The 13,701-nt window shown below is 72.9% G+C and carries 7 protein-coding genes; 4 read left to right on the forward strand and 3 right to left on the reverse strand.

The annotated features are described in order from the left end of the window. Window positions 1–128: 128 nt before the first annotated feature. Genes MXD59_RS02055 through MXD59_RS02065 form a run of 3 tightly spaced genes read left to right on the forward strand, consistent with a single transcriptional unit; the run spans window position 129 to window position 7,493 of the window. Complete coding sequence (locus MXD59_RS02055) at window positions 129–1,067, forward strand: RICIN domain-containing protein (RefSeq protein ID WP_248823194.1); 939 nt, start codon at window positions 129–131, stop codon at window positions 1,065–1,067. Further along, entirely contained in the window at window positions 1,060–2,760 is a 1,701-nt protein-coding gene (locus tag MXD59_RS02060) for a hypothetical protein (RefSeq protein WP_248823195.1), read from the forward strand. The genes MXD59_RS02055 and MXD59_RS02060 overlap by 8 nt, the downstream gene beginning before the upstream one ends. Continuing rightward, window positions 2,757–7,493 (forward strand): FtsK/SpoIIIE domain-containing protein, encoded by a 4,737-nt coding sequence (locus MXD59_RS02065; protein ID WP_248823196.1) that lies wholly within the window; start codon window positions 2,757–2,759, stop codon window positions 7,491–7,493. Before MXD59_RS02060 ends, MXD59_RS02065 begins: the two co-directional genes overlap by 4 nt. A 17-nt stretch (window positions 7,494–7,510) precedes the next feature. On the opposite strand, the gene MXD59_RS02070 is transcribed toward MXD59_RS02065, so the two are convergent. The 3 genes from MXD59_RS02070 to MXD59_RS02080 form a co-directional block, all read right to left on the reverse strand. After that, window positions 7,511–7,825 carry a WXG100 family type VII secretion target gene (locus tag MXD59_RS02070; RefSeq protein ID WP_248823197.1) on the reverse strand — a complete coding sequence of 105 codons (315 nt, stop codon included), beginning with the start codon at window positions 7,823–7,825 and terminating at the stop codon, window positions 7,511–7,513. Between the two features lie 32 nt (window positions 7,826–7,857). Continuing rightward, the gene (locus MXD59_RS02075; protein WP_248823198.1) at window positions 7,858–8,151 is read right to left on the reverse strand and encodes a WXG100 family type VII secretion target; all 294 of its coding nucleotides are present in this window, start codon (window positions 8,149–8,151) and stop codon (window positions 7,858–7,860) included. Window positions 8,152–8,212: 61 nt separating this feature from the next. Further along, complete coding sequence (locus MXD59_RS02080) at window positions 8,213–9,226, reverse strand: hypothetical protein (RefSeq protein WP_248823199.1); 1,014 nt, start codon at window positions 9,224–9,226, stop codon at window positions 8,213–8,215. A 201-nt stretch (window positions 9,227–9,427) separates the two neighbouring features. Here MXD59_RS02080 and MXD59_RS02085 point away from each other — a divergent pair. Further along, window positions 9,428–13,701 (forward strand): hypothetical protein (locus tag MXD59_RS02085; RefSeq protein WP_248823200.1); only part of this gene is annotated, 4,274 nt, incomplete at its 3' end.

Below are 13,701 nucleotides of genomic sequence, written 5' to 3' on the forward strand. Positions count from 1 at the left end.
TCGATGACGCTCTCGACCCGCCCGAATGCATTGGGTAACCTCCCTCTTCGCACGATGGGACCGATCTGGATGGGCCGCGGGAATTTCATACATATCCGGGTAAATGCCCTGAACGGCTAGGTGAGGCAGTGTCCGACCCGGCACACCCCCCGCAGGAGGGCACGGATGCCTTCCTCGCCGCGTGGCGCGAGGCACCCCGTGCTCGTCGGCCACGCGCACGGATGGCGGGTCGCTCCTGGGGCGCGCTCGTCGGCCTCGGTGTTCTCGCCGGGCTCGCCCTGCTCGCCGTCCTGCTGGGCACGTCGGGACGCTTCGGTGGCGACGAGACGCTGACCGCCGACCGCGCACCCCAGGTCAGCTCACCCCGGGCCAGCTCACCGACCGCGGCTCGCAGCGCCACGGGCGAGACGCCCACGCCCACTCCGACGCCCGCCCCCACCAGCCTGGCACCGCCGACCCCGCCCGCGAGCCTGGCCGCCGCGCCGGTGTCGACACCCGCCCCGCCGGCCCGCCGCGCCGCGCCGGCGCATGCCGTTGTGCCCCCGCCGGCCCGTTCACCGGCGCCCGCGCCCGCACCCACCACACCCGCGCGCACGGCGGCCCCGGCCCGCACGGCAGCCCCGGCCCCGACCCGGGCCCGCACGAGCGCCCCGGCTCCCGTGCGCACGACCATCGCGGCGCCGGCCCCACCCGCCGCACCGGCGGGCCCCTTCACCTTCGTCGACCTGGCGACCGGTTTCTGCCTCGACAGCAACGCCAACCAGGTCAGCTACACGATGGGCTGTAACGGTGGGCAGTACCAGCACTGGCGGGTCTTCGGCTACGGCCGGCTGGTACTCACCGATCAGGCCACCGGGTTCTGCCTGGACAGCAACAGTTCCGGGGACGTGTTCACCCGGACCTGCCAGAACACCGCGAGCCAGCAGTGGCGGACCACCGACGCCGGCTACGGCACGGTGACGCTGACCAACGCCGCGTCCGGACGGTGCCTGGACAGCAACGCCAGCGGCAGTGTCTACGCGCTGGGCTGCAACGGCGGCTCGTACCAGCGGTGGACCCGTGGCTGACTTCCTGCGCACCCACCACACCGCGATCACGGTGGCCCTGACCGGGCTGGTGGCGTTCATCCTGCTGGTGGTGTTCGTCCAGTGGTTCTCCCGAACCCATGGCTTTCGGCGGACCCTCACCTACCGATGCCGGCAGTTCGCCGCGGGTCTGCGGGACCTGACCCGGCTGGTCGCGGCGCCGTGGCGCTTTCGCCGGGACGCGCGCCGCATCGCCAGGCTGCTCGCCCACCCACGGCTCGGCCTGGACACCCGCACCGCCTTCCTGCTCGACGCGGCGGCCGAGCGGGTCCCGCCCCCATCCCCGTCCCGCCTCCCACCCGAGGCCACCACCGGTCCGGACGCCACCGACGCCACCGCGGTCGGGGATGTCCACGACGCCGGTGCCGTCGGGGCCGCGACCGCCGGCCGGGACACGACGGAGATCGCGACGGCCGTGCCGGCCGAGGACGAGGCCAGCGCGGGTGGACGGGCGTTCCTGGCCGCCGTGCGCACGGATTCCATCGCGGTCAGCCGGATGGACGAGGAATCCGGTATCCGCCTGCGGGTGTTCAACCGGCCCTGCGTGCACGAGGCCCACCTGCTCGGCGGCCCGGCACGCTCCCCGCGGCGGGCGTTGTCCGAGCTGGCCGCGCAGGGCAGCTGTCCCGTCGCGCTCGGTCTGCTCCCCACGATGGACGGTGCCCTTGGCATGGTCGACCTGGCCGTGCTGCCGGGCGTGGGCACCGTTGCTGGTCCGTCCGGCCCGGCTCGTCGTCTTGGCGCGGCGATCGCCGCCCAGCTCGCCGCCGGCATCCTGGTGCCCAGGGAGATCGATCTGATCGTCACGGACCTCGTGCTGCCCGGCTTCGGTGGACCGACCCTGGACGCGGCACTCGACCGGCTGGACCAGGCCGACCAGGCCGACCAGGCCGACCAGCCCGGCCAGGTGGAGCCGGCGGACGGCCACCGCGACGACGTGGCGGACACCATGGTGTCGACCATTCTGATCTGCACGGCGACCTCCCGGGCGGACCTGGCCCGGGTGAGCCAGGTCGCCGAGCGGCAGCGACACCTGCGGGTGCTCGTCATCGGCCGGCATCCGGGCTCCCGCTGGCGTCTGGAGATCGACGCCGCGGGCCGGATCACGGCGCCCGAACTCGCCCTGCACATCGACAGCGGCCCGCTCGAGCGCGGCCTGGCCCGGGCCGTCCGACAGCGGGCCCGGCTACGGGCCAGGCTGACGGTTCCGGCCGAACTGACGGTTCCGGCCGAACTGACGGTTCCGGCCGAACTGACCGTGCCCTCCGCGCTGGACGAACTGCTCGCCCGAGCGACCGCGACCGCATCGCCCCTCCCACCGCCTCCCACGGTGCTTCCGGAGATGTCGGCGCTTCCGGAGACGTCGGTGCTCGCCGAAGCATCAGCGCCCACCCGGCCACCGGTGCCCGCCGAACCGCGGGTGGCGTCGAGGTGGACGGCGCCGCCCGAGCAGGCCGCACCGGCCGCTGGCCGGACCGTGGAAGGTCGCCGGGGGACGGTTGGGCGTTGGCGCGTGCCCGGCGTTGACGCGGGTGAGCTGGCGCAGCCGGAACCGGCCCGGCAGCAGGGTCGCCAGGCCGCCGCGGCCGGGGTGGCGGCGGCACCGGGTCCGGCCGCGGCCGGGACGGCCGGCGCGCGGCCGGGCACCGAGGGAACGGTGGCGACGGAGGAATGAGCGCGGACGTCATCCTGACGATCGAGGCGGACGCGGCCCAGCGAACCCGCACGCGGCACCCCCTGGCGCCGGCAGCCGGCCTGCCCGGGCCGCTGGCGCCGACCGGGCCGGGGACCGCCGGCGTCACCTCGGGCCCACTCGGCCTGCTGGGAACACCGGGAACACCCGGAACAGCGGGAACGCTCGGTGGGCAGCGGTCGACGCCGGCCGGGCTGGCGGGGGAGTCCGGCCGGCCCGGCGCCGCGGGTACCGGTGGCGGCGAGCCGGGCGACATGCTGGTGCGGCTGCGGCCCACCGATTCCGTGCGGGAGCTCGCCGCGGGTCTCGCCGAGACGGAGCAGCGTTGCTTCCTCGGTGGGCGGGCCCTCGACCCGGCCGAGACGGTGCGCGCCAGCGGCATCACCCCGGGGCAGCGGATCGGCCTCGGTGCCCCGGCGGGGCCGGTCGAGCCGCTGGCCCCGGCGGTGCGGGCGGACCGCACGTTCGAACTGCACGTCGTCGGCGGCCCGCGGGCCGGACGGATCTGGCGGCTCGGACTCGGCGCGCACGACATCGGTGCCGCCGAGGGCGTCACGGTCCGGCTGCTCGACCCGGGCGTCCCGCCGCTGGCGGCGGTGCTGCACATCGGGCAGCAGGGGCAGACCTGGCTCAGCGAGCTCGCCCCGGACGGCGTCGCCACGACGCAGCCTCGCCCCCCGCAGATGACCTTCACCGACGACCATCGGGCGGCGATGCGGGTGCAGCCGCGGGACCTGCCGCTGCCGCCGCTGCCACCGGACTGGCCGCCCTACGGTCCCGACGCGCCGGGCAGCGTGCCCTGGGCGGTGGGGGAGGATCTGGTCGTCGGCCCGCTGCTGCTGCGACTGGCCGAACGGTTCGAGCCGGACACAGACGTCAGCCCGTCCGAGGATGTGCTGGGGCTCGACTTCAACCGGCCGCCACGGCTCGTGCCGCCGCTGCTGACCTCCCGCAAACGGTTCCCGACGCCGCCGACGCCGCCCAACCGTCGGCCCATCCCGCTGCTGCTGATGTTGGCCCCGCTGCTGCTGGGGCTGGCGTTCGTCTGGTTCTTCAACTCGTACTTCTTCCTGGTCATCATGCTGTTCAGTCCGCTGCTGGCCTTCGCCAACTGGTTGCAGGACCGGCGCAGCGGCCGTCGGCGGTTCCGGGCGGAGTCCGCGCGCTACCGCGGTACCCGGGCCGAGGCCGAACTGGCGCTGGCGGTGGCCGTGCGCGGCGAACGTCAGGCGCGCTGCGCGGCGTCCCCCGACCCGGCGCTCGTCGGACTGACCGCGAGCTGCCCCGGCCACCGGCTGTGGGAGCGGCGCCGCACCGACCCGGACCATCTGCTGCTGCGGGTCGGCACGGTCGACCAGCCGTCGCTGATCGAGGTGGACGATCCCGCCCTCGACGATCACGACCGTCGGCTGCGCTGGAACGTCCCGCAGGTGCCGTTGGCGCTGGATCTGGCCGCGCTCGGGGTCGTCGGGGTCGCCGGAGAGCGGGCGACCCTGCACGCCCTCGGCCGCTGGCTGCTCACCCAGTGCGCGGTGCTGCACAGCCCGCGTGACACCCAGATCGTGGTGCTCACCGACGCCGCCGGCCGCACCAGCTGGGAGTGGGTGCGCTGGCTGCCACATGTGCGCCCGCCGCGGGAGATGGGCGAGGGCGCGCCGCCGGTGCTGATCGGCAACGATCCGGAGACGATCGCGCATCGGGTGGCCGAGTTGCAGGCGCAGATCCGGGCCCGCACCGTCGCCCGCGGTTCGGCGCTGGGCCCGGTGATGTTCGCCCAGCCGGACGTGGTGGTCCTCGCGGACGGGGCCCGCCGGCTGCGCGACGTGCCGGGCATGATCCAGGTGCTCACCGAGGGGCCCGCGGTGCGCGTCTTCTCGATCTGTCTGGACGCGGAGATCCGCCTGCTGCCCGAGGAGTGCACGTCCGTCGTCGTCTGCGAACACGACGAGCTGTCGGTGCGCCGCAGTGACGTGCCCGAACTGACCGGCATCCGGCCTGATCTGGTCGGCGCCGACTGGTGCGACGGGGTCGCCCGAGCCCTCGCGCCGCTGCGTGACATCACCCCGGCCGCCGCCGACGGGCTGCCCGACCAGACCCGGCTGCTGGAACTGCTCGGTCTCGCCGGCCCCGACCAGCCCGAACCGCCCGATCCGGGACGCATCGCGGCGGCCTGGGAGACGCATCCGGCTTCGACCCGGTTCCCGCTCGGGGTCGGCTTCGACGGGCCGGTCGTACTCGACATCGTCCGCGACGGGCCGCACGCGCTGGTGGCCGGGACCACCGGCGCCGGCAAGTCCGAGCTGTTGCAGACCCTCGTCGGGTCGCTGGCCGCCCACAACCGTCCGGATGAGCTGGTCTTCGTCCTGGTCGACTACAAGGGCGGCAGCGCGTTCCGCGGCTGCGCCCGGTTGCCGCACACCCTCGGCATGGTCACCGACCTGGACCCGGCGCTGGCGGTACGGGCGCTGGAGTCCCTGGCGGCGGAGCTGCGCCGCCGCGAGGTGATGCTCGCCGAAGCCGCCGCGAAGGACATCATCCACTACCGTGCGCTGCGTACCCGAGACCCGCGGCTGCCGGCGTTGCCCCGGCTGATGCTGGTGATCGACGAGTTCGCCACGCTCGCCCGGGAGGTGCCCGACTTCATCCCCGGGCTGGTCAGCCTCGCCCAGCGGGGCCGTTCCCTGGGCATCCACCTGGTGCTCGCCACCCAGCGGCCCGCCGGGGTGGTGACCGGTGACATCCGCGCCAACACCAACCTGCGGATCGCCCTGCGGGTGACCGACCCGATGGAGAGCACCGACGTCGTCGACACCAAGGACGCGGCGCTGATCCCCGCCGCCACCCCGGGACGGGCCCTGGCCCGCCTCGCGCATCGTTCGACGGTGCTGTTCCAGACCGCCTACTGCGGTGCCCCCGCGGGCGGGGCGGCGCCGGAGCAGACCCCCGAGGGCGCCCGGGTGGTCCGCGCCGTCCCGTTGACCTGGACGGCGCTGGGACGGCCACGGCCCGCCCTGGACGAGGAAGACGACCCGTCCGAGGGCGGCCCGGGGGAACCGGACGAGCTGGCCCCCACCGAGCTTGACCTGCTCGTCGAACTCATCCGCGGCGCCGCCGAACAGACCAGCTACCAGGCCCAGCCGAGTCCCTGGCTGCCGGCGCTCGCCGGCCGGATCCTGTTCGAGGACCTGCGCCGGCTCGGCGGCCCGCACGCGGTGCCGTACGCGCTCGAGGACGTTCCGCACCAGCAGGTCCAGCGGCCGGTCAGCTGTGACCTGGCGACCTTCGGGCATCTGTTCGTCATCGGCACGCAGCGTTCCGGTCGATCCCAGGTGCTGCGCACCCTCGCCGCCGGTCTGGCGCACACCCGCTCCTGCGCGGACGTCCACCTCTACGGGGTGGACGCGGCCGGCGGGGCACTGGCGGTGCTGACCGAACTGCCGCACACCGGCGCCGTGATCACCGGCTCCGACCTGGAACGCCTGGGCCGGCTGCTCAACCGGCTCACCGCGGAACTGGCCCGCCGCCAGGGGCTGCTCGGCCAGTACTCCTGCGCGGACCTGAACGAACTGCGCACCGCGATGCCCGAAGGTGAACGCCCCGCCCACATCCTGCTGTTCGTCGACGGCTGGGACTCCCTGGCCGCCACCCTGCCCGAGACCGACGGCGGCTGGCGGTACGAATCCCTGCTCACACTGCTGCGCGAGGGCACGGCCGCGGGTATCCACGTGGTCGCGACCTCCGACCGGGGCCTGCTCGCCGGGCGCGCCGGCGCACTCAACGACCATCGCATCCTGCTGCGGATGGGCGAGCGCACCGACTACACCACCATCCGCGTCCCGCAGCAGCGCATTCCCGCCCACGTCCCACCCGGCCGCGGTTGGCACTCGACGAACCAGGCCGAGCTGCAGATCGCCCTGCTCGACCCGGACCCGTCCGGGCAGGCCCAGGCCACGGCGCTGCGCCGGATCGGGGTGCGCGCCCTGGCCCGCGACCGGGACGTGCCCGCCGAGCGCCGGGCGTTCCCCGTCGCGGCGCTGCCCGGCGCGCTGACCTTCGCGGACGCGCTCGAACGCGTCGCGGTCGCCGACCGCCGACCGTTGCAGGCGCTGCTGGGTCTCGGTGGCGACGAGGCGGCGCCGGTGCTGCTCGACTTCGCCGGCCGGTCGCACACCTTCCTCGTCGCCGGACCGCCCGGTTCCGGGCGCAGCAACACCCTGGCGACGATCGCCGTCTCCCTGCTGACCGGCGGCACCAACCTGGTGGTGCTGACCCCACGGGAGTCGCCGCTGCGCCGGCTGGCCGCCCACCCCCAGGTGCGGCTGGCCGCCCCGGAGGTGCTCACCGGCGCCGAACCGCTGACCGTCGAGGGGCCGGCCGTCCTGATCGTCGACGACGTGGACCTGTTCGGGTTCAACTCACCGTTGGAGCCCGCGCTGCGCCCGATCGTCGCCTCCGGGCGTGACCGCGGGGTCGGCCTGGCCTACGCGGGTAGCGGCGAGGTGCTGTCCCAGGCGATCAGTGGCTGGTTGGGGGAGGCCCGGCGCTCCCGGCAGGGCGTGCTGCTGGCGCCGCAGAGTTCCCTGGAAGGCGACCTGGTGGGCTGCCGTATCCCGCCGAGCCTGCTGCGCGGCGGGATACGGCCCGGCCGCGGCTATGTCGCCGACGCGGCCGGGACGCTGCGCGCCATCGTCATCCCGCACACGGTGCTGAAGTAGCCGCCGGGCCGGCCGGCTCAGGTCTGGGCGGCCTCGGGTGCCGGCTTGGCCAGGGAGGCGTCCATCGACTGCAGGTTCTGGGCGATGGCCTGGAAGCTCTGGGCGAACTTCGGGATGTTCTCGATCGCCGCGGTCAGCGACGCGTTGAACTCGGTGTACTGGGCGGTCATCACCGGGCTCGACTGCTGCATCCACAGGCCGCCGGCGCTGGTGAGCAGCTCCGTCACCTGGCCCTGCAACCGGGTGAGGGTCGAGGTGATCTCGGTGCCCTCGTTGATGAGCCGGGTTGCCAGCGAGTTGACCTGGGCGTAGTCGACGTCGATGTCTGCCATGAGCGGCGTTCTCCTTCGGGCTGTGGACGGGCTCAGGAGCTGGCGATGGCCGAGTCCATCGCCTGCAGCTGCGAGGCGATGTTGTTGAACTGGTTCGCGAAGCTGATGATGTTGTTCACCGCCGCGGTGACGGAGGTGTTGAAGTCGACGTACTGCTGCTGCAGGACGGGGCTCGACTTCACCAGCCACAGGCCGCCGCCGCTGGACAGCAGCGCCGTCACCGCCGACTGCAGCGAGGTCAGCTTCGGCACCGTCTCGGCGACGGCGGCGTTCAGCGAGGCGGCGACGGTGTCGATGCTCGCGTAGTCGATCGTGATGTCGGCCATGAGCCGCTCCTGTCGTTTCGGGCCCGCGGGCGGGCAGGGAACGTGAGGGGGAGGGACCGGATCAGAACACCGGGGCGTAGTAGGTGTCGTCCACCGGCGGGTCCTCGTGGGAGGTCAGGGTCCAGCGGTCCTTGACCGGGTCGCCGCTGTAGGTGTCGGTGCTGCCGTCGGCGTTCAGGACGGTCTTCGTGCCCTTCCCGTCCGTGCCGACGGCCACATCGGTGGTCGTCGTCTCACCCTTCGGGTCGACGGTGACGCTGTGGTAGGCGCCGTTCTGGCCCGGAGTCACCGTCGTCGTCGTGGTGCCGTCGTCGGTGGTGCTGGTCAGGACGGTTCCGTGATCGGAGCCGGTCTTCTTGGTGATCACTTCTTTGGTGCCGTCCGAGTGCGTCACCGTGGTCGTGTAGTCGACGTTGTCGGGCTTTCCGTCGCCGTTGAGGTCGGTGTAGGTGTAGGTGGTCGTCTCGGTGTAACTCAGGCCGTTCGCGGTCGTGACCGTGCTCGTCTCCGAGATGATCTTTCCGTTCGCGTCCACCTGCTGACTGGAGGAGTTGGTGGTGCCGCCCGGGCCGGAGACACTGGTCGGGCGCTCGCCGGGCTTGGGGGGCGGCGGGCGGTCCTTGCCCCACAACGGGATCGTGGCGGTCTGCAACACGCCGTTCTCGTCGTAGTACTGGTAGGTGACGACCTTGTCCTTGGTCTCCTGATAGTGCTGCCAGGCGTTCTGCTGGGACTGCCAGGTGTCGATGGACGACTGCAACCGCGCGGAGTTCACCTTGGTGGCGAAGTCGGCGTCCTGGTCGAAGAACGCCTTCGCGACGCTGTCGAGCAGGTCGGCGAGATCGGCGAGCTTCGTCATCGAATCCTTGAACGGCTGATGACAGGTGGCGTAGAAGGCGCTGAGCGCGGCGAACAGCGTCGAGTCGCCGACCACGTCGGAACCGACCTCACCGGTGGTGCTCACGATGGCGCGACCGGAGACGTGATCGACGTCCGTCTCGATCTCCCCGCGCAACGTGCGCAGCGTGCCGGACAGCTCGTGCAACAGCCCGTAGTCGAGCACGATGTCGGCCATGGCGGCTCCTGTCCGCAGCGATGCGGGTGACCGGCGGGTCATTCCCACCAGCTACTACGCGCGGCGGGGCCCGCACGGTTCGCGGATCCGTGCGGCGGTGAACCCTGACGTGGCACCGCTGCGTCTCACTGATGGGGACGTCGACTCCGACCGGAGACGCGGCGGCCACAGCGCGGTGCCGCACGCAGGCGGGAGGCTCGGATGCCACGACCGACCGACTGGTCGCCGTTGGGCCTGGGCGGTGATCCGACTCCCGGCGACCCGGAGGCGCTGGGCGGCGTCGCCGACTTCATGGTCACGATGGCCGGCCACGCCGACACCGCGAAGACCGGCCTGAACCAGGTGGTGGCCAAAAGCGGCGAGGGCGCCTTCGTCGGCAAGACCGCGGACTGGCTGCGCGACACCATCTCCACGGCGATCCGCGACTTCGTCGGCGGTGTCAGCGAGGCCTTCCACCAGACCGAGCCGGCCGTGCGCACCTACATCGCGGCCCTGCGCGAAGCCCAGACCCGCGCCGACGGGGCGCTGAGCGAAGCCACCGGGCTCGCCGCGGACGACCCCCGCAAGGCCACCCTCACCGCGGACGCCAAGCAGGCCGGCGCCGACCTCAAGGCCGCCGCACGCACCGCCGCCGCGACGATCCGCTCGGCCCGGGAACTCATCCACTCGCCGAACCCGAAGAAGTCCGCCTGCGAGGTCTTCTGGGAGATCTTCGGCTGGATCGTGCTGGTCATCTCGGTCGTGGCGATCTTCACCGGTGGAACGCTCGGCCTCATCGCCCTGGGCCTCGGCGCGATCATGGCGGTCAAGGCCGTGGTCGACTTCGCCGAGGGCAAGACCAACATCGGCGGCCTCGCCCTCGGGCTGCTGGGCCTGCTCGGCCCGTCCACCAAGCCGCTGATCGCGCTGTCGACCCTCAAGGGCATCGCCGGCGCCACCGCGAAGGTGATCAAAACCAGCGTGGCCTCGGCGGGATCGGCCATCGTCCGGGCCGGCGCCGACTTCTGGCATGTCATCTCGACACTCACGTTCAGAACGGTCGTCGACGGCATCGGCGACATCGCCGCCACCGTCGCGAGAACCATCCGCAGCGGCGGCGTGTGGGTGTTCCACACCTTCACCGCCGCCGACGGACTCGCCGCGCGCGGCGCGATCACGTTGAAGAACTTCGTGGTGACAGCCCCGGCGGCCTCGGTGGACCTGCTGCGTTCGATCGCCGTGGCGGGCGGCCGACTGCCGGCGGCGCTGGTCGCGGGCGTACGCGCGGTCCCCGGGCTCGCCCGTGAGATCGCGAGCCTGCTCGGTACCGGGGTACGGGCGGTGCCGCGGGTACTGAGCAACGAGTTCGGCGGCTGGAAATGGCTCAAGATCTTCCTTCCGCTCAACGGTGTCGAGATCGGCGTGCTCGGCGTGCACGACGCGTTCCGCCTCGCGGTCCTCGGCCGGGGCCTGATGCGTACCGGCCAGTACGCGGACCTCGTCGAGAAGGTCAACCTGGCGCAGCTCGCCGGCGGGTCGCTGCGGATCAGCGACAGCGTCCTGCACGCGGTGAACCCGCCCGGGCCTGGCCTGACCCGCACCGACTCGGGCCTGATCGTGCCGAAGCCAGCCCAGGGCGTCTCCGCCATCGACGCGAACCTGGGCAGCGGCGTCTCGGCCCAGCTGGGTGGGGGCGGGCTGCCTGGCAGGCTCGCCACCGCCGGGGTGTCCACGCCCGACCTGCACCTGCCGGGCGCCAGCGCGTCCAACGTGCACCTGCCCACCATGGTCGTCTCCGGCGTCCAGCTCCCGAACGGCGCCGCGCTGGCCCACGGCGGTGCCACCGGCCTGACGGACGTCCCGTCCATCTCGGGCACCCACCTGGGCAGCCCGCACCTGGGCAGCACCACCAGCCTGGACGGCACGGTCCACCTGGACGGCACCATCCATGTCAACGGCACCATCCATGTCAACGGCACCATCCATGTCAACGGCACCATCCACATGGACGGTGCGCAGCTGCCCGGGGCCGTCCCTTCGGCCGGCGACCTCACCCGGCTGGGTGAGCTGACCCAGCTGGGCGGGGTGGGGGCGCACTCCGGCGGCGACCTCGGTTCGGCGGCCCGGCTCGCCGCGAACCATGCCGGTGACCTGCCCACCACCGGGAGACTGCCCGAGATCAACGCGGCGCTCGGCGGCGACATCTCGGCCGTGCGGATGTCCGACACCCAGGTGGCGTTCAACCTTGGCGCGGCCGGTGACGGTCGGGTCGTGATCGGGGCGAGCCCGGCCAACCTGCCGGCCGCACCCCCCGCGCTGGGCGGCCTCAGCCACGTCGGCGGCCTCCTGGGTGACGCCGGCCCCCTGACCGGCGCGAGCCACCTGACCGGCCTCAACCACGCGACCGGCCTGAACCCGGTGACTGGTCTGAACCACGTTCCCGGCGCGGGCCAGCTTCCTGGTGCGAACCATCTGGGCAACGCGGGCCAGCTGGGCGATCTGGGCCAGAGCGGACGGCTGGCCTCGCCGGCGCCCCTGCCCTCGGTCGGCGCCGCCCATCCGGACCTCGCGACGTCCGTCCATCTGCCGCCGAGCGGCGCCGTGGACGGAACAGGCGTCGTGGCCCTGCACCCGGGTGGGCCCACCTCGCTGCCAGGTGCCCAGACGGTGAACGCCGCGCCGGGGCCCGCGGCCGCGCAGGTCGAGGTGGTCATCGGTGCCGGCGGAGTGGAGATCCGTGGCCAGGCGGCCACGCCGACACCGGCCACGCCCACACCGGTCTCGGCGCTGGTCTCGAACGGCGCCGGAGGCGGTGCCGGTACCTCCGCGGCCCGGCCCGGCGCGCTGGCGAACTCCAGGCTCACCAGCGATGTGCTGAACCTGCTGGCCACACCGCCGCACACCGCGGACCGCTCCGGAGCGGGGTGGGGATCGGGAGCGAGTTCCGTTCCGGACGGGGTGAGCGCGAAGATCGTCGATCCGTCCCTGGCGGGGGAGCGAGGCGTGCGGCCCGGTCTGGACACCGCCGGCGTTCCCGCGGGTCGGCCCAGCACCGAGGCGGCGCCGCAGGCCAACCCGGCGCTCGCCGGGCACACGCCGACCCCGCTGGCGGTGCGGCCCGAACAGTCCGGCGGCGTGCCGGGCCTGGGCGGGGCGTTCGACGATCTCTCGCACAGCGCCGCGGCCGTGCGGGGGGCCCGGGAGAGCCTCGAGAACGTTCAGGGCACCGTCCGGCTCGGCGGCGGCTCGCAGCTGGGAACAGATCCGCTCCAGGTGGCCCGGGCCGACCGCAACCTGCGCATCCTCGAGTCGGTGCACCAGCGCGCCATCGACGACCTACAGGCGAAGGGGGTGTCGAACCCGATCGCGGCGGCCGGCGACCACGCCTGGGAGCAGTTCCGGATCGCCGAGGTGCGTCTCACGCAGGCCCGCGCCGAACACCAGCAGCTCAATCCGGGCTCGACCCCGCGGCCGTTCGGTGAGGGTTCCTCGGCGGCGGTCAAGGGCAAGGCGTCCATGACTCCCGCGCAGCTGGCGGCCGACGGCCGGTTGCACGATGCGCTCACCGGCTTCGCCGCCGCGCAGGAGCGGCTGGACAACCTCGGTCTCGACCCCCGCGTGCTGCGCGCGGCGGACGACGAGGCCCTGCGGCTCTCCCTGATCGAACGACCCCGGCTGCTCGGCGGCGGCACCCCGCTCCACGGCCAGACCGGTCCCCTCGGTGAACTCGAGATCCTCGACGGCGGCGAACTCGCGACGCTGCAACGCACCCACGACGGCCACACCGAACAGTTCACCTACACCCGGTCGGGCGAGAGCCACCGGATCACCAGCCAGGACGGCACCGGCTCCTGGCAGCAGTTCAACGCCGGCGGGGACATCACCGGCCTGGAAATCCCGGTGCACAACGGATTCGGTCACCCCGGTACCCGGCTGGAGGTGAACCTCGAAACCGACACCGCGACCCTGTACCGGGCGGATCGCAGCGTTTCGGAGGTCTTCGACTACACCTGGCATGGTGGCGGTCATCGGCTCACCAGCCGAAACGATGGCGGCAGCTGGTGGCAGTACGACGTCAGTGGTCAGCTCATCGGCCTGAGAACTCCAGTCCATGATATTTCTGGCATGGCTGGCGGGCACCTCGAGGTGCATCCCAGCACCAACACGGCGACGTTGCACCCGCCGGGTGCTGGTGCTGGGCGGAGTTTCACTCATACCTGGCAGAACAGCACTCATCTGCTGACGAGTCAGGATGGTAGTGGTGCCTGGCAGCGGTTCGACCCGAACGGGAACCTGATCGGCCTGGAGATGCCGGCGCGGGATATCGGTGGAGCTCAGGTCGGCCGGTTGGAGATCGATGTTCCGGCCGGGACGGCGACGGTGCAGCGGCCGGTTCCGCATGCGCCGGAGAACTTCACCCATACCTGGCAGAACAGCACTCATCTGCTGACGAGTCAGGATGGTAGTGGTGCCTGGCAGCGGTTCGACCCGAACGG

The organism is Frankia umida (assembly GCF_023242945.1).
In the GTDB taxonomy this organism is placed as follows: Bacteria; Actinomycetota; Actinomycetes; order Frankiales; family Frankiaceae; genus Frankia; species Frankia umida.